At 39.8% G+C, this 18,474-nt stretch carries 11 protein-coding genes; 6 read left to right on the top strand and 5 right to left on the bottom strand.

The features are described 5' to 3' along the window. Nucleotides 1-71 precede the first annotated feature (71 nt). Together DTA23_RS01965 and DTA23_RS28320 are read right to left on the bottom strand one after the other, a co-directional pair. Nucleotides 72-2,306: a TonB-dependent receptor domain-containing protein gene (locus tag DTA23_RS01965; protein WP_256602614.1), complete on the bottom strand. Its 2,235-nt coding sequence runs from the start codon at nt 2,304-2,306 to the stop codon at nt 72-74. Further along, nucleotides 2,290-3,255: a TonB-dependent receptor plug domain-containing protein gene (locus tag DTA23_RS28320; protein ID WP_256602612.1), complete on the bottom strand. Its 966-nt coding sequence runs from the start codon at nt 3,253-3,255 to the stop codon at nt 2,290-2,292. The genes DTA23_RS01965 and DTA23_RS28320 overlap by 17 nt, the downstream gene beginning before the upstream one ends. A gap of 429 nt (nt 3,256-3,684) precedes the next feature. Here DTA23_RS28320 and DTA23_RS01960 point away from each other — a divergent pair, with 429 nt between their 5' ends. Beyond that, a complete protein-coding gene (locus tag DTA23_RS01960) occupies nt 3,685-4,296 on the top strand; it encodes a zinc ribbon domain-containing protein (RefSeq protein ID WP_112373683.1) in 612 nt (203 codons plus the stop codon). 48 nt (nt 4,297-4,344) lie between these two features. Here the strand turns inward: DTA23_RS01960 and DTA23_RS01955 are convergent, their stop codons facing one another. From DTA23_RS01955 to DTA23_RS01945, 3 genes are all read right to left on the bottom strand, one after another. Then, a complete protein-coding gene (locus DTA23_RS01955; protein WP_112373682.1) occupies nt 4,345-7,032 on the bottom strand; it encodes a carboxypeptidase-like regulatory domain-containing protein in 2,688 nt (895 codons plus the stop codon). A gap of 293 nt (nt 7,033-7,325) precedes the next feature. Further along, nucleotides 7,326-8,858 carry a sulfatase family protein gene (locus tag DTA23_RS01950; protein ID WP_112373681.1) on the bottom strand — a complete coding sequence of 511 codons (1,533 nt, stop codon included), beginning with the start codon at nt 8,856-8,858 and terminating at the stop codon, nt 7,326-7,328. Between the two features lie 335 nt (nt 8,859-9,193). Beyond that, entirely contained in the window at nt 9,194-9,922 is a 729-nt protein-coding gene (locus tag DTA23_RS01945) for a FadR/GntR family transcriptional regulator (protein WP_112373680.1), read from the bottom strand. 148 nt (nt 9,923-10,070) lie between these two features. Between DTA23_RS01945 and DTA23_RS01940 the strand changes: the two genes are divergently transcribed. The 5 genes from DTA23_RS01940 (at nt 10,071) to DTA23_RS01920 (ending at nt 18,443) form a co-directional block, all read left to right on the top strand. Further along, a complete protein-coding gene (locus DTA23_RS01940; RefSeq protein WP_070564845.1) occupies nt 10,071-13,358 on the top strand; it encodes a SusC/RagA family TonB-linked outer membrane protein in 3,288 nt (1,095 codons plus the stop codon). Nucleotides 13,359-13,367: 9 nt separating this feature from the next. After that, nucleotides 13,368-14,933 (top strand): RagB/SusD family nutrient uptake outer membrane protein, encoded by a 1,566-nt coding sequence (locus DTA23_RS01935; protein ID WP_112373679.1) that lies wholly within the window; start codon nt 13,368-13,370, stop codon nt 14,931-14,933. Nucleotides 14,934-15,007: 74 nt separating this feature from the next. Beyond that, nucleotides 15,008-15,928, top strand: coding sequence for a dihydrodipicolinate synthase family protein (locus DTA23_RS01930; protein WP_112373678.1), 921 nt, complete (start codon nt 15,008-15,010; stop codon nt 15,926-15,928). 88 nt (nt 15,929-16,016) lie between these two features. Then, on the top strand, nt 16,017-17,156 hold the full coding sequence (locus DTA23_RS01925; protein WP_112373677.1) for a hypothetical protein: 1,140 nt from the start codon (nt 16,017-16,019) through the stop codon (nt 17,154-17,156). A 51-nt stretch (nt 17,157-17,207) separates the two neighbouring features. Then, nucleotides 17,208-18,443 carry an MFS transporter gene (locus DTA23_RS01920; RefSeq protein ID WP_112373676.1) on the top strand — a complete coding sequence of 412 codons (1,236 nt, stop codon included), beginning with the start codon at nt 17,208-17,210 and terminating at the stop codon, nt 18,441-18,443. The last annotated feature ends 31 nt before the right edge of the window (nt 18,444-18,474 follow it).

The raw sequence follows: 18,474 nt of genomic DNA, 5'->3' as shown, positions 1-18,474 counted from the left end.
TTTTAAAGCTGATGAACGATCAGATTTATCCGGTCTAACATTATGGGGTAAATCATGATGAGTTTCATCTTCTAGAATTTAAGATTAACATTAAAACCATAAGTAACCGGAAGAGGTATATTTCCACCTTCAATACCCTGAACATTTCCACCGCTGGATGTGAACTCTGGATCAATATACTTACTCTTGGTATAAATGTTCCAAAGATTACGTCCGTATACATTCACGCCAATGTTTTTGATAATTTTGGGATTAGTCAATTTGAAATTGTAACCCAGAGTAACTTCCCTTAATTTAACATATGTTGCATCGAAGATTGAAAATGTTGTCGGACCATTATATTCATTGCGCGCCCATTGTTGTGCAGTAATATTAGTGGTATTCTGTTGGATGTTACTCACATCGTACGAACCATCACTATGGAATGCAACATCTCCCTTAACTCCATCCAGGACGACACCCGTTTCACGAATATTATTTGCAGCTGTCTTATCCAAAATACCAGAATACATACCAACTTTATAGGTTTGTGAGAAGAATTTTCCACCCACTCGACCCGAGACTAAAAAGCCTAGACTAAAGTTTTTGTAACGGAAGGTATTTTGGATACCGAAGGTAAAATCGGGCAGTACTGACCCTAAAGGAACCAACTGTGATGTTTTCATGTAGGTGCCATCTGCCTGGACAACGCGTTGTCCGTCCGGAGCATAGACAAAGTCGTAACCCAAAAATTGGCCATAGGATTCTCCTTCACGCGCAACGAGCTCGACCAAGGAATTGCTTAAGCTCAAAGTGTTGACCTGATCATCCAATTTAATGACTTTGTTTTTATTCTTAGCCCAGTTGATTGTCGCATCCCAAGTGAAATTTTCGTGTTTGATAGGGGTACCATTTAAGACGACTTCAATTCCTTTGTTATTGATTTTTCCAGCATTGAATACTTTTCCGGCATACCCGAATGATGAAGAAACAGGGACTGGCAGGATTTGATTCCTCGAATTGTTGTTGTAATAGGTTATATCAAATCCTAGTCGATTTTTGAATAGTTGTAGATTTAGGCCTGTCTCCCAAGAGCTGGTAATTTCAGGTTTTAGATTAGCATTTGGTTTAGTGCTTGGAAGCCCATAGGACGCTTGTCCGTCAAAGGATTGCTCGGGTTCGTAGACTTTATACAATTGATAAGGATCTGTATCATTTCCGACTTGAGCCCATCCCAAGCGGATTTTACCAAAACTAAGCCAATCCAATTTTTTAAATGCTTCCAGTTGGCTAAAAACAAAACTACCTGTTAGGGACGGATATATAAATGAATTGTTGTTGGTCGGCAATGTAGATGACCAGTCATTACGTATTGTTCCATCTAAGTATAGAAAATCGTTGTATCCCAAAGAAAAGCTACCATAGATTGATGCAATGCGTCTATGGTATTGGAAGTTGTCAATTTTAACTGCATTGGCATTTTTCAGGTTATAGTAATTAGGAATAATCAAACCACCCTGTGTAATCGCGTAGTCTTGCTTCCGCTGCTGGTCACGGAGATTGGCGCCTACGTTTCCTATAAGGGAGAATTTATCCCAATTTTTCTTGGCGGTAGCCAAAAATTCATAGTTGTATTCATTTAACTTATTGTTCGCTTCTTCGTATTGAGAAGTGCTTCGTGAGTATACCGCAATTCGATCTTGGGATTGGAATGAATAAATATCTCCATGTACTTTAGCTCCTAAAGTTAGCCAATTGTTTAAGTCATATTGTAAACCAATATTACCGTAGAAACGATCTCTATTGTCCTCCATGTACGACTCATAGGCTGACCAATAGGGATTATCAATAAAGCGGGTCGCCTCGGCGGCAGGCGTATTTTGCCATCCCGTTCGGTTCCAGGCTAACGGGGTTCCGTCTTCACGTTTGTAGTTTTCCAGTATTTTGTAATCGACTTGTACAGCTCCCCATTGGAATGCTTCCAGGATAATATTTCTATTGGAAGCACCAGTCCATGGACGGCCTACTGATGCATTACGGATATAGTTGAAATTCGAATTAATCTTCAGTTTACCTAATTGTGTACCTCCTGAGAAGTTAAACGTATTACGTCCCAAACTGGAGTTAGGTGTTGTTCCCGTTACATTTTTATTAGTGTAGGAAAAGCGATAATTTGTATTTCCGCTATTTCCTGCTATGGCAAAATTGTTGGTGTTGGATACACCTGTCCGAAAGAAATAACTAACATCATTTTTAGGATAAATCCACGGAGAAGGATTTAAATAGTTGGCCTCATCTTCAGGGTTTAGATTATACCATTGAAGCACAGGCGTGCCGTCCAGTTTTGGTCCCCAGGCTTTCGTCTGCGGCGTAATCGACTATTTTGTAGTCTGTTCCGTTGATGTTTTGGGTTTGAAAGCTTGTAGAATACCCTTGACCATAGAGATGTTGTCTTTTGGGTAATCGAACGATATTTTCAAAATCAACCCCAGTATTTAAGGAAATATCTATTTTTTCACCTTTTGATGCACGTTTGGTGGTAATCAATATAACTCCATTGGCTGCCCTAGAACCATAAAGTGCAGCAGCAGAAGGCCCCTTTAATACCGAAATATTATCAATGTCGTCTGGGTTGATATCTTGTATCATGTTACCAACGTCTTTACCGGCACTTCCGTTGATAGTAGAAGAAGAGTTTAGATCGGTATTATCAATTGGGGTACCATCAATGACATATAGAGGTTGATTGTTCCCCGCGATTGAGTTAATACCTCTCAGTAAAACATGGGAAGATCCACCCATATTTCCACCTGAGGTCGTTACTTGAAGTCCTGCAACTTTTCCAGACAAGGCACTGAGGGCATTGGTGGGACGCGTCTGAAGTTCAACAGATTTAACTTCCTGTACGGCGTAACCCAATGATTTTTTTTCGCGGGAAATACCTAAGGCTGTCACAACGACTTCATTTAGCTGTGAAGTCATTGGCAGAAGTTGAACAGTCGTGAAACCTGTAGGATTGGTTTGAACAGTCCTAGTTTCAAAGCCAATGTATTGAATGCTGATGTTGAGTGAGCTTCCGGTCGAAGGGAACTCAAATAATCCATTTGCATCTGTTTGAACCTGCTTTTTACTGCTTGTTTCGGTAACTGTAGCCCCTTGGATAGGATTGTTGTTGTTGTCGACTACCTTTCCTTTTATAGTGGTTTGTGCGTATAGCGCGCCAGTACTAAGACAAAGCGCGGCCATTACGACAAAATTTATGTTATTTTTTGCCATATTAATTATAATTGTGAGTTTATTGTTTGAGTTGGGTTATAGGAGATATTTGAAATTTACCTGTAAAAACATCCCCTTAGGACATTCGTTTTTCAAGGATATTATCTGTATGCTGTTTCATGTGTTAAAAAATGTTAATGCAAATATATAAAATCTACCTGATAACTATACTTTGTTTTTTTGTTTTTTGTAATTTTTGAGTCAGAATGATGAGATGTGGTCGTTAAAGGAGCGGGGAGGCTAAATAATCAAGTTCGTTTTCTTTCCGGAATACCTTCATATATTCTATGCAATATGTTGCCTATCAGAATATTGATTGGCGGATACGATTCATAAACGGCGACGCACGAATTGTAAATCTTTGTATTCTTAAATAGGAAAGGGCAACATTCTTGTTCAGCCATTCCATGTAATAAAACGTATAACGCAATGATTATTTTTGGCACAAGAACAAAGGTATTAGCTAACAGATCGCAATCGGCGATTGGCAACTGTGCATATTGTGGTACTGCTCAGTCTCTTTTTGCATACAGACAAGTGAAGTACATTCATATTTTTTGGATACCCCTATTTCCATATGCCTCGGAGATTATTACCATGTGTACCCATTGCAAAAAGCTAAGTTATCAACGTGAAATCGACCCACAAACACTTCAGTCCATATCCTCGGGAACTATCCGTAAAACACCTATTGGATATTTTGCGGGCTTAGTTCTGATTGGACTTTTTGTATCCGCTATTGTTATAGCAGGAATTTCCGGCGCAAAAAAGAAGGAAAAATACCTGAAAGATCCAAAGGTTGGCGATGTGTATGAGGTTTCCTATACAAAAGATGGAAAAACCATGCGTACGCTTTATCGCATCGCCAATTTAACGAAAGACTCTGTTACCTTTGACCTAAACGATTATGAAGCGGATAGCCGAAAGGGCCTACGCAAATTGCGCGAGCAACATGCAGATAGCTATTCTGAAAAGCAACGTTTATCACGAGCTGAACTTGAAGAAATGAAAAGTAAGATATCGAATATTGAAAGATTGTAATGATTATTTTTATCGTTGTTATGAACAAGCTTCAGCTCTTTACCTGATCTATTTCTTTGTTTTGACAATATTAAACTTGTGAATATAACCTACCATAAAATATTGTTTTAATGTTAGTGAATTTCCAAAATACGTCCTGTTGCCCTGACTGCCCCAATAATTTTGGGTATTCTGATTCAATATGTCAAAGCCAGTCAATTTTAGCTGTGAATTGTTTTTCAATGTGTAATAGACTGAAGCATTTAAGATATGGTAGTTTTTTCTTCCACTCAATCCGCTGGCCCGGTTATCTAGCGAGTAGGTAGATTCCAATGAAAACTCGTGGATCGGATTAATATTCAATCCTGCGCCAATTTTATGTGTAGAATAGGTTGATTCAATAAAGTCGGGGTTATCTTTTACCGAATTTATGTTTTTGTTCCAAGAATAAGTGTACTGTGGTGATATCGTCACCAGGTTTTTCCACGTGGCGGAAAATTGTTGGCTGGCATTAATCCCTATATTGGTCCCTTTATTATCAACATCATTGATGGAACTATAATTTTCATAGGTGTAGATATTGTTGTTTTGCGATAGATAGAATGACCAATTTTTATTAGCTTTTAGGTTGTATATCAGGTAAGTATAGGCACTATAGTTATATTTTGAGCCAGCGAGAAACATCTGGGTGGTCATTTGTCCTGTATTGTTGTTTCGCCAGCTACGGCTCCCGATGCTGTTATTGACATAATTGATATTCCCATTGACATTAAACTGCAATTTCGAGGTATACTTATAGTACGATATACTAACATTCTGTTTTTCGATATTGTTGAATATAAAAGATGTCTTTCGCGTGTACAATGGATTTAGATCCATGACGAGCTGTTGAATTCCGTAGAGTTCGGGAGACTCGAGATCTTTGTACCAGCCGAGGTTTAGATCTTTATAACGGATGTTAATATTGGGAAGCCAGTAGCCTAAAGATGATTTCTCGACCGAATTGATTTTAAGTAAATCAAAATGATTTGCCTTTACTTGATAGGCTGTTCCAAATTTTACGTTGAAATCTTTGGTTGGTCTCCAGTAAAATATAATCCCCGTAATATAATCCTGGTATTTGTAACGGTAACTATTTTCATAGGGAGCAGCATGTACTTCTCCAGTACTGTCGCGGTTGATGTACACACTCTCCTGTGGTCCCTGCCGGTTGGTGACATAGGTAAAATAATAATCAAAGTTGAGTTTTTTAATAGTTTTATTGTAATAGGCAGCACTAAAATAGAGATTGTTGGAATTATTTTGTGTTAGGTTTTTATGCCATAGACTAGTTTGAGGATTCGCTGTATCGTAAATATTGGTAAGCTGGAAAGAGCTGTCGGTCTTTTCATTGGTATGGATGGAAACCGTATTTCTAAACGATACAATATGATTTTTATGGAGTTGTTTTTCGATATAGAAACCATGTGAATAGTTTAGTGTATTTTCATTATTTCCTCCTGTACCTGTTGCGTCATTTAGTTTTTTGAGATCCGTATAGGAGCGGTTCCTTCCTAAGGTTGAGCTGTTTTTTGTATTGATACCCAAACTCGGTGTAAATTCAAAGTAGGCTGTGGTGTCCATGCGATGACGGAGCAGGGTTTTGATATTATGCCCTACAGATCTCTCCTGTTGTTGGTAATTGGATTCTGAATATTGTTTTTCCTGGTCGAATAAAGAAATTTGATTGCCTGTATTCTGATTTTCGGCTTTATTATATTTCAGCATATACATGATATTCAACTTGGTTTTCTTTCCCCAGTCATTGTTGAGGTTAAATCCTAAGCCTATATCGTTGGCTTTACCTGAATAGTTTCTACCTCCAAAATTATCAAAACCATAATTTTCGGAACGACCAAGCCCAGCTTCTTGGTTCAATTCATTGTAGTCAAAACTTTGGCGGTTAATGTTATTTCCGAAACCGATTAAACTCAGCTGGAGTGTATCCTTAAATGTATTGAATAAACCGCCAGCCTCATATCTACTCCTGGTACCGGCACTGCCATAGAGCTTACCGAAGCTCGCTCTGAGCGAATCTTTCTTAAATTTTAAATTAATCGTGATCGGCAGTTTATCTTCGTCTTCATTATCCTTTTTTGTTTCACCCTTATCACGGTACACCTGTACAGTTTTAATAAGCGAAGCGTCCAGGTTTCGTGTAGCAATACGGAGATCACTCGAAAAGAAATCCTTGTCATTTACTTTTACTTTTGAAACCTCTTTTCCTTGATAGTAAATCGAACCATCCATATTGACCTGCAGACCAGGTAGTTCTTTGAGCAATTCCTCTACGTTGACATTGGGGCGAGTTTTGAAGAAGTTGGTGTTATATTCTAACGTATCTTTATTCATCCGCACGGGGGGAACGATATTGACGACTACTTCATCGAGACTTTTGGAATCGAGCTTTAATAGAGTGAAATCATAATTTTCTCCGTTAGGAATATTGAATTCTTGACGAAAGGGATTTGCATTGACATGTGAAATAAAAAGTGTTAGTGCGGTGCCTGTTTGAATTTTAACAAATTCAAACTTACCTTTTGTATCAGTAAGGAGATAGGAAACCACGGAAGAGTCTTTTGAATTGAGAATCGTTACAGTTGCTTTTTCTAATGGTTCCGCGTTTTGAGAAAATACCGTCCCGAGAACTTTTCCCTTCGATTGGCCTATAACTATAGTTGTGGTTAGTAATAAAATTAAAAATAAGTAAATTTTCATAAAATTTAAGTACGTATATCTTGGCTATATTGAGGGTCAAAATGATTAAATGTAAATCATTTTAATACAATATTAAAGAAATGAATTTTATACTATAAATGAAAATTTATTTAAAAAAAAAAAAAAAAACAATCGATTGCGGATTTTATTTGTTACAATATTTGTTTGAAGGGCAATCTTTTTTGCGATGATTATATTGTGCTTCACGATATAGCTAGCATTTCGATAAGCAATTTGAAGAAGGGTATAGTATTAAAATGAGGGTATCCAGTAGATCGGATACCCTCATGGCATTATTGGTCGATGTTGATTTTGTAAATTGCTTCTGCTTCTTTGTCATCAAATTGGCGCATTTGCGTGATAAGTTTCTTTTTCATCCGTTTGACGACGCTTTGATAGGCAGGATCCTTGTAGACATTATGGAGTTCATTGGGATCCTTTTGAAGGTCAAAGAGTTCCCAATTTTCGATCCGTTTATAATAGCGGATCAATTTATACCGATCATCACGAACACCAAAATGGGGGCTCACGGCATGTTCGCCATTTTCGAAATAATGATAGAACAGATCTTTCCGATGTTCCTCTTTGTTATTTTTCAGGACATGCACAAAAGATTCACCTTGCATGTCTTTCGGTTTTTTGATTGCAGCTAATTCCAATAACGTGGGAGCGATATCGGCGTTGACAATTTTAGCGTTTATTGTTGATTTTGCATGTAATAGGGCTGGGTACCGCATGACCATTGGTGTACGAAAAGACTCCTCATACATCCAACGTTTATCGAACCAACCGTGTTCACCCATATAAAAACCTTGGTCTGAAAGATAGATCACAATTGTATTTTCAGCGAGGGATTTTCGATCTAAATAATCCAATACTTTCCCGATGTTGCGGTCCATGGATTGGGCAGTATTGAGATAATCAATCATATATCGTCTAAATTTCCATTCAGCGAGCTGTTTTCCTGTCAAATTACCCTGTTTCAACTGTTCATAAATAGGACGGTAATAGGCGATATAGCTGTCCTTTTGAGCTTGGTTCATCCGCTTGAAATTACCGTCGGCCATCATGTCTTCCAACGAATTGAACATTTTGAGATCGTAGCCCATTTTCATGTCCTTGTCAATGGACATTTCCTGCAATGCTGCTGCCGGCCTACTTCGGTAATTGTCATAGAAAGTAGCCGGTAAGGTGAAATTTACAGAATCATAGCTCCCAAAGTCCTTTGGATCCGGCATCCAGGTACGGTGTGTAGCTTTGTGACCGATGATTAGACAAAATGGCTTCTCAGCATCTACGGTATCTAACCAATCAATTGCTTTTTCGGTTACGATATCGGATACATACCCTTCAGTGCGTTTGCGGCCCTCTTTGCTGATAAAATCCGGATTAAAATAGGTTCCCTGACCAACAAGAATATCATAATAGTTGAAGCCTTGAAGTTTGTCTCCTAAGTGAATTTTACCCACCCAAGCGGTATTGTAACCTACGTTTTGGAGCTGTTTCACAAAAAGATCTTGGCTAAAGTCGAATTCAGAAGTTTCATTGTCTTTGAATCCATTTTTATGGCTGTACTTGCCCGTCAATAATGTAGCCCGGGATGGTCCGCAGATGGAATTGTTTACAAACGCATTTTTAAATAGAGCACCCTGAGCAGCGATGCGATCTATCTGTGGTGTTTTTCCATATTTCGAACCATAGGCGCCTATTGCCTGATAGGCATGATCATCGGAAATAATGATAATGATATTGGGCTTTTTTTGTGCAAATGTATTTTTATGCAGAAATGTTGCGATTACAGCAAATAAAAAGATCCTGACTTTCATTTTGTTTTCGGTTTAAATTGAATGAATCAAGCTTTTTTAAGCTATGCGATTTGAAATAGTATAGCTTTAGCGAAGCATTATAATGCTGACTAAGATAATGATTATTATGTATTACATAAAATAATTAAATGAGTGAATTTACTTTTTCATAGCATTGCCGCTATGTATTGATTCGGATTACAATGAGAATAAAGGATAGATCAGATCTTTTTTATAGGACAATTATGGGATTTAAGGCAATATTAAGTGTATACTCTTCGCTTTAGTAGACGCTTAAAGCCCAATCATATAATCGGGTCTTTCTATAGTAAAGTGAATCAATCCTGTTAAACAGATTATCCAATAGATTTCTTATATAAAAAGAGGCGCTGATAATGATTATCAAGATGCTTGCGCATGGCATTTCGAAACACCTCAGCATTGCCCACCTTCAATATATCTACTAGGCCTCGGTGTGAGATAAAGCTTTTCGAGGAGCTGGGACTGGTCAGTAAGCCACTGCTGTGCACATACTGAAAAACAGGTAAAAGCATGTTCTGAAAGTCTTTGAGAATCGTATTTCCAGTTATTTCGTAAAGCTTACCATGGAAGGCAATTTCAGTTTCAATGTCGAAAATAGTATTATCTGCATCTATAGGTTCTTTTGCAACGATCGCTTCCAATTCCTCAATGTCCTTTTCTTGTATATGTTCAAAGAGAATATCCGCCATACCTATCTCCAGAACCATACGCATTTCAAAAAGATCCTGTAAGGTCTTGTTTTCCATAATGGTCGGATAAAGTGATTTGCGTAGGGGTTTTATAAGATCTGGACTCGTTAAAACAGCTCCGCGATGTTTTTTGGACTCGATCAATCCGACCATACGCAACCGCAACATGGCTTCGCGAACCACCGTACGACTTACGCCAAGGGTTTCTGCCAGCTCAATTTCCTTAGGTAAAGCATCTCCAACCTTTAAGCCTTGATTGACAAAAAGATTGATGATTTCTTTTTCGGCACGATCTACAAGAGAAGAAGTATCAATTGTATTCAGATGTTCTATGAGCGAAGAATTCGGTTCCATATATATTACATAATAGCGCATTAGGCGCGTTAAGGCAAAGATAATTAATAAATGTGATTAATATGTTATACATAATTTAATTAAAATTTGTTTTTTACATTTTGTAATTTATATATTTGCATATATGTAATACTTAATACAAACCAATATGTATTCAAACCTAAAATTACGAACCCTTCTCAGCCTGTCTATTTTGATGGGCAACATGCTCTTAGCGCAAGCACAAGACCATGCCGTGCGGGGTAAAATTACCGATGCAAAGACAGGGGAATTGCTTGGCAATGTGACTGTAAAAGTCAAAGGGTCCAGCCAATCTTTGCAGACAAACGCTGATGGAACATTCTCGATCAGCACGAATCCCAATACCGTATTAATCATCACGTCTACGGGGTATAGACCATATGAAGTGAAAGTTGGGCAATTAAATCAATTGGATATCAAACTCGAGTCCAAGGTTGAGCAAATGGATGAAGTCGTGGTGGTGGGGTATGGAAAAATGAAGAAGTCGAATTTAACGGGGTCTGTAAGCAGCTTGGATAAAAAAGTGCTTGAAACTGGAGTTCGCTCGAACCCAGCTTCTGCTTTAGCGGGTACGATACCGGGTATTCGAGTGCAGCAAACTTCAGGAAGACCGGGAGCTGTACCCACGGTTGTGCTTCGAGGTGGGACTACGTATGGCGGCGGTGGCACGCCATTGGTTATTGTTGACGGCTTGATTAGAAATGGATTTAATGACATTAATCAAAATGACATTGAATCGATAGATGTCTTAAAAGATGCTTCTGCTACAGCAATTTATGGTGCTAGGGCTGCAAACGGTGTGATATTGATAACCACAAAAAGGGGAAAAGAAGGTGTTTCCAATATTACATTGTCGTCTAAAGTTGGTGTCAATAAATTGAACAACCCTTTTGATTTCCTAAGTGCCAAAGATTACTTAAACTGGAGTAGAAAAGGTGTTCAGGTATCTGGGCAATATCAACCGTCCCAATTGAATCAATTAACGAGTGTGGGCCCCTTTGGTACGGGGAATAAATATAAGGATGATAAAGGAAATATCCTAGATGGTAATCTTACCAGCAATGCCGTGTGGAGTACCATGTTGCTCGATGATACCAATCGTGAATTGTTGCAACAGGGATGGCAGACCATGATTGATCCTGTAACTGGAAAAGAACTAATTTTTAAAGATTTTGATTATGCTAAATATGCACTTCGTGATGCTAGTTTGACGCAAGATTATAATATCGCATTACAAGGTGGGAACGATAAAGGTAAATATTATGGAAGTGTGGGGAAGTATAACGAGAAAGGGATGCCAATCAATACTTTTTATGATCGTACAACTTTTGTGTTAAATGGCGAATATAAAGTTAAACCTTGGCTACATTCATTGTCAGGGGTGAATTTCGCGTATACGAAATGGCGTGACGCTATTAACGGAGAAGGAAACTATATGACGCGGGCACTGGGGGCCCCTCCAACAATGCGTGGTACAAATGCCAATGGAGATCTGCTCGTTGGTCGTGATTATCAAGATGGGAACCCTCTGGTAAATGATGATAAGTTCATTCGTAAAAATCTAAATCAGAAGCTTACGCTTACCCAAGCTTTTACAATTAATTTTTTGGAGAATCTTAGCTTACGCGTCAGTGGAAACTGGTTTTTTAACCAGTCTACTTCGGAGTCCTTTAATAAGGATTATATAGCCAGCCCAGGAAATTATGTTCGCACAAGAAATTCCTCGGCTTCCTATGATAAAATATATAATCAAACCTATAACGCAGTCTTAAATTACAGAACTGAAATCGCGAGTTCGCATCATATTGACGCGATGTTGGGGTCGGAATTTTTTGATACGTATAACAATGGATTTACAGCTGCGGGAAGTGGAGCTCCAACAGACGACTTTATGGATCTTGGATTAACGAGTCCAGAGGCCAATAAAAGAAGTATCGATTCATACCATGATCGACAACGTATCATGTCCTATTTTGGACGAGTAAACTATGACTATAAAGAAAAATACCTTTTGACATTGACTGCACGTAGAGATGGTTATTCGACATTACTAAATAATCGATGGGGAACCTTTCCTGGAGTTTCAGTCGGTTGGGCTCTACACCGTGAAGATTTCCTGAAGGATTATTTAGGCACTGATAAAGTCGTAAATACGTTAAAATTACGCGCTAGTTATGGAGGGAACGGTAATGTCAGTGGAATCGGATCTTATACACTTCAAGGTTCATATGGCACAAACAAGTATGATGGGCAAGTGGGGTACACCATGTCCACGCTTTCAATTCCAAACCTCAAATGGGAGAGTTTGATTACAAAAGAAGTCGGACTTGAATCCAGAATCTTAAATAAGATTGATTTGAGTCTTGCCTATTATCATCGGACGACTAAAGATAAGATTGCAAGTTTATCATTACCAGCTTCAGCCGGTTTTACTACAATTACGACCAACAATGGTGATATGCAGAATCAGGGAGTCGAAATTGGGGTGAATTATCAAATGCTGAGAAGGAAAGATTGGGATCTAAGCTTTAATTGGAATACGGCGTATAATAAGAACAAGATCTTAAAATTGCCTTTTAATGGCGTTGAAAATAACAGACAAGGCGGTTTACAGGTTTATGATCCAAAATCCAAAGAACTCATTTGGGTAGGAGGCAATCAGGAGGGGCAAGACCCGAATGTTGCTTATGCTTATGAAGCCATCGGGATCATTCGGACAAAAGAACAGTTGGATAGCTATGCCTTGCAATTGAAGGATCTGATCGGTGCACGTACATTGGTACATCCGGATGTCTATAATGCGTTGTCCAGTAGTGAGAAGAATTTATACTATCCATTAGCTTTAGGCGATGTTATGTGGAAGGATGTAAACGGAGATGGTATAATCAATTCTTATGATAGGGTGTATATGGGAAATACAGTGCCGAGATGGACGGGCGGATTTGGTGCAGCTTTGCGCTGGAAGAATATTAACTTGAGTACCCGTTTTGATTACGCATTGGGCTATGTTGCTTATGACGGACCGAGAGCCTGGTTTCTTGGAATGATGCAGGGAACATTCAATACGACAACAAGTGTATTTGATACATGGACACCTGAAAATCCAAATGCAAAATATCCCACTTATTATTGGGCAGATCAATTATTTAAAAATAATACGAGTCGGGAAAGTAGCATGTTTTATAATAAAGGAAATTATCTGGCATTTAGAGAGATTAATGTCTCTTATCGCTTGCCTAAATCCATTGCTAACCGATTAAAAATGGAAGATTTAAGCATCTCCGCCACAGGCCAAAATTTACACTATTGGTCAAAAAATACATTGTTCTCCCCTGAAAGTGGAAGTGTGGGACAAAATGGAGGCGGATACCCTCTTCCTAAAACATTTATACTTGGGCTTCAATTAACATTTTAATTCCAAATTATGAAAAAGATATTTATATATATAGGTCTTGCAGTTTTTCTGTTTTCTTCTTGCAAAGAAATTGACTTAGACCTTAGTCCCGAGGATTACTTTGCCAGCGGCAGTTTCTGGAAAAGCAACGAGCAGGTTGCTGGTGCTATGTTGGGACTCCACACCCAGTTACGTGGACAACAGCAAAACTTATGGAATTTGGGTGAACTGCGTGGGGGAGCCTTAAGAGATGGTACCAGTTTTACAGGAACAGCATCATTGAACTCAGCAGGGATAATTACACAGGATATTCGTGAAAGTTCTCCTGGCATATCGGGCTGGGCTGGATTGTACGCGCCAATTTTTCAGGTAAACAATTTTATTTATCAGGTTGAGAAAGCCGATTATTTGACAGATCTGCAAAAGGGCTACTATTTGGGGCAAGCCTACGGACTGCGTGCTTTTTATTATTTCTATTTGTTTAGAACTTATGGCCGGGTGCCTTTGGTGACAGAACCACAAGCAGCAATTAATACCCCGACCTCGGCAGAAGAAGCATATAAGGCGCGAACAGAAACGGAAAAAGAAACCTTAGACTTTATCAAATCGGAAGTTGATAAATCGGAAAAATCGTTTTCAGGAAACTACGAGACTAAAAATCAAAAAGCACAATGGTCTTTGGCGGCAACAAAAATGTTAAAAACGGAGGTATATTTATGGTCGGCCAAAGTTGATGTGGATGGAAAGGCCCCAGAGAATAGTCTTGCGGAATTAAAACTTGCAAAAGCCGCTATAGAAGAAGTAATTCCTAAATATACGCTTGTCAGCAATTTTGCAGAGGCCTTTAAATCTGCCAGTGTACCAGCGATGAAAGGTAATGCTGAAATGATCTTTGTACTTCGTTATCTAAATGGAGAAGCGACTTCATTTTTCAGTAATTTCATTTATGCGGCAAGTGATGATATCACAGGCTATGTAGATGATAATGGGCAGGCAATTCCAAAAGATCCTCTTCAGGCTGGATCCACGGGTTTGATCCGTTACGAGTATAAAATGGACCTCTACAGATTATATGAAAAGGCTGATACGAGGGCAAATGCAACATTCCTTAATTTTAATAAAGGAAATACATCTGCTATAGTATTTAGAAAATTCTTGGGAACTTTGATAGACGGCGTTCGTAACTATTCTGATGATTATCCTGTTTATCGTCTATCGGAAGCCTATTTATTGTTGGCGGAAATTAAGAATAAATTGGGAGAGGATCCAACTGCTGAAATCATGGCTGTACGTAATCGGGCATACGCTGGAAAAGCACCTTTGTTTATAAATAGCAGTTTTGAGGCAAACGAATTAGCGATCTTCTATGAACGTACAAAGGAATTTGTGTCCGAGGGCAAGCGATGGTTCGATTTGCGACGCATGCAGGATTCTGCTGGAAAACCATTGGTGTTTCGTAAAGATTTGAACTTAGTCGGCGTATTGAACAATATTGATGGTCAGAAACATAAAATCTTATGGCCAATAGACTTGGGGACACTTACTGTAGATCCCAAATTAAATGATCAGCAAAATCCAGGTTATAAGGGAACCTAAAAACGAATATCCTGTCTCAATCCCACGCGAAGGTCTGAGACAGGATATTGTTAACTTTTTATATAAAATACCATATGCTAAATCAAAAAATCTCAGGATTAATTGCAGCGCCATTTACTCCTTTCGATGAAAACGGAGAATTGAATCTTGAGCTGATTCCGCAATACTATGCGATGTTAAAGCGCAACCGCGTCACGGGAGCCTTTATTTGTGGCTCTACCGGAGAAGGGGTGTCGTTGACTTTTGAGGAAAAAGTTGCAGTGATGACAGCTTGGGCCAGATTGACAAAAGAGGATGATGCATTTACACTCATGATGCTTCTGGGCGGAACGAATATCAGAGAATGCCAACAATTGGCTAGGCTGGCCGAGCAAGCAGGGGTCGATGTCGTGTCATTTACTGCACCATCTTATTTCAAACCTGCTAATGTGGATCAATTGGCAAAATGTTGCGTGGAAATTGCACGAGCGGCACCGAATACGGCTTTCTATTATTATCATATTCCTGTATTGACCGGCGGAAATTTCCAGATGATCGACCTGTTGAAGCAGATTGATGGGGTGATACCCAATTTTAAGGGAATCAAATATACACACGAAGATTTTATGGATTTTCTAAGCTGTATGAATTATGCAGATCGCAAGTATGATATGTTATGGGGAAGAGATGAGAATATGCTGTCCGCTTTGGTATTAGGTAACAAAGGAGCGGTCGGAAGTACCTATAACTACGCAGCACCTTTATACCTTGCACTTATGGAGGCTTATGATAAGGGAGAGCTTGAAAAAGCTAATGCTTTGCAGCAGCAATCTATCGATATGATCACGTTGTTAGGGAAGTATGGTGGTATTTCAGTAGGGAAAGCGTATATGAAATTAATTGGGCTTGACTGCGGAGCATTTAGACTGCCCGTGAAAAATATGTCTGTTGAGCAGTTTGAACTGTTTACGGAAGATGCGGTAAAAGTTGGCTTTCAGGGTTTTTGCGCACATTAAGTTAGCTCACTTGTTCTTGTGGGCTAACGTGTTTCCCTCAGGAGATAACTAAGAATAGCTTGGCGAGTATGTTCAACAATAAATAGATATGACAAAACAACATTGGATGGGAGTTATCGTGGGAATACTGTTTACAGGAGCTGTTGATGCGCAAGTCGGTCAATTGGAATGGCATAAAGGCATTACGTTGCCGGCTATGCAAGATGGAAAGGCGCATATTGGTTTGGCAGGACCAATAGCTGGTGTCACAGGCGATTGTCTTCTGATTGCCGGTGGAGCGAATTTCCCGCATTTACCACCCTGGGAAGGCGGTGCGAAAGAGATCCAAAAAGAAGTATTTATTTACAGAAAAGAAGGGGTAAGACTACGTTTAGCAGCGCAGGATAGTCTTTCTATGGCGGTTGCATACGCTGCCAGCCTGAGTCTACCCGATGGATTGCTGGTTATCGGTGGAGAGACTCCTGAAGGAAAAACAGCCGCTTGTCGACTAATTAAATACGATGGCTCTAACAAGAAAATTTCGGTGTCAGACTTTCCGGATCTCCCATTTCCGCTTGCCAATATGGGAGCGGTAGTTCATGGGAATAAACTCGTCATCGTCGGTGGTGAAAAGCAGGATACGGTATCGGACCAAGTGTTGCAATTGGATCTGGCGCATCTTGAAAAAGGATGGGGCTGTGTGGGAAAATTACCCTATGCCGTCTCCCATTTACAATTGTTGTCTGATAGCCAAAATAATCTTTATCTACTGGGTGGAAGAAAGGCTCATCCTGAGAGCCCTTCAACGTTATACCATGAATTATGGTGCTCTACCGATGATGGTCGTACCTGGTCTAAACAGGCAGACATTCCTTTTCCTGCTGCGGCAGGAACCGCATGTTTATTACCCGACCAAGGAATATGGTTGCTGGGCGCAGATCGGGGTGATACCTTCCATCGGGTGGAATCGTTGATCTTTGACGCTAAAAAGGAAGCGAATCCATCGAAGAGACAGCAACTTATTGATGCTAAAAACAAATTGCAAATCAATCATCCTGGTTTCGGTAGAGCAATATGGCGCTATGATTTGAATCTTAAAAAATGGAGCCGGATGGCGGATCTGCCATCGGATGGGCCGGTGACCACGACAGCGGTGGTCTGGGACGACATGATCATTTTGCCTAGCGGCGAAATTAAGGCAGGCGTTCGTACTCCTGAGATTTTAGTAGCAACATTTTCTAATAAATAGGATTGAAAAAATAAGATATAAAAAATTCATATAACCCTGATAAAGCTTAAGATGATCTCTTCTTTACGACATAAATCTTTTTACCCGTGGCTCGTTGTAGCACTCCTTTGGGGGGTAGCCCTGCTGAATTATATGGACCGGCAGATGCTATCAACTATGCGCGAAGCCATGCAGGTCGATATTCCACAATTGCAGCGTGCTGAGACTTTTGGTGTATTGATGGCCGTGTTTCTTTACATCTATGGTCTTATGAGTCCGATAGCGGGTATCGTTGCCGATCGTAGCAATAGAAAATGGCTGATCGTAGGCAGTCTTTTTGTTTGGTCAGCGGTAACTTATGGTATGGGGATGGCGCACGATTACACAACACTATTGGTACTACGGGCTATTATGGGGTTTAGTGAAGCGCTGTATATCCCGACAGCCCTTTCCTTGATCGCCGATTACCATACTGGAAAGAATCGATCGCTGGCCATTGGGCTACATATGACAGGACTCTATACGGGGCAGGCTTTAGGCGGTTTTGGTGCAACATTAGCCGCTTCAAAAGGATGGCATACTGCTTTTCATTGGTTTGGAATTATCGGAATATGTTATGCCCTCCTACTTGCAGTCTTGCTCCTGGAGAAGAAGCACGAACCGTCAACTGATGAGCGTACTTCAGAAGATCAATTACCCCTCTTTAAAAGCTTACTGCTGCTATTTTCCAATGTAGCATTCTGGATTCTATTGTTTTATTTCGCCGCTCCAAGCTTACCGGGTTGGGCCATCAAAAATTGGCTGCCAACATTGTTTGCAGATAGCCTAAATATTCCAATGGCCAGCGCAGGTCCATTGTCGACAATCACAATTGCGATCTCATCCTTTATCGGGGTTATCGTCGGCGGAATACTCAGTGACCGATGGGTGCAAAAACATATCCGCGGTCGCATCTATACCAGTGCCATTGGCCTTGGACTGACTATACCGGCTTTATTGTTTTTAGGGTTAGGTCAGACCTTACCTGCAGTTGTGGGGGCGGCAGTCTGTTTTGGAATTGGCTTTGGTATTTTCGATGCCAACAATATGCCTATTCTTTGTCAGGTTGTTCCCAAAAATTTGCGGGCAACCGCTTATGGCTTTATGAATATGGTAGGTGTATTTGCTGGAGCTGTCATCACACAATGGCTGGGAAGATTTAAGGATGAAGGCCATTTTGGGTTAGGTTTTGCATTATTGGGGGCTGCGGTACTGTTAGCACTTCTCTTGCAAATCCTATTTCTTAAACCGAAAACACTGGAAAAGTAACCGCAGCTATATCCTGAATGAATAGATCATG

This window comes from Sphingobacterium multivorum, from assembly GCF_900457465.1.
Lineage (GTDB): Bacteria > Bacteroidota > Bacteroidia > Sphingobacteriales > Sphingobacteriaceae > Sphingobacterium > Sphingobacterium multivorum.
The sequence above is the reverse complement of the archived record's forward strand: the minus strand, read 5'-3'. Positions and strand labels throughout refer to the sequence as shown.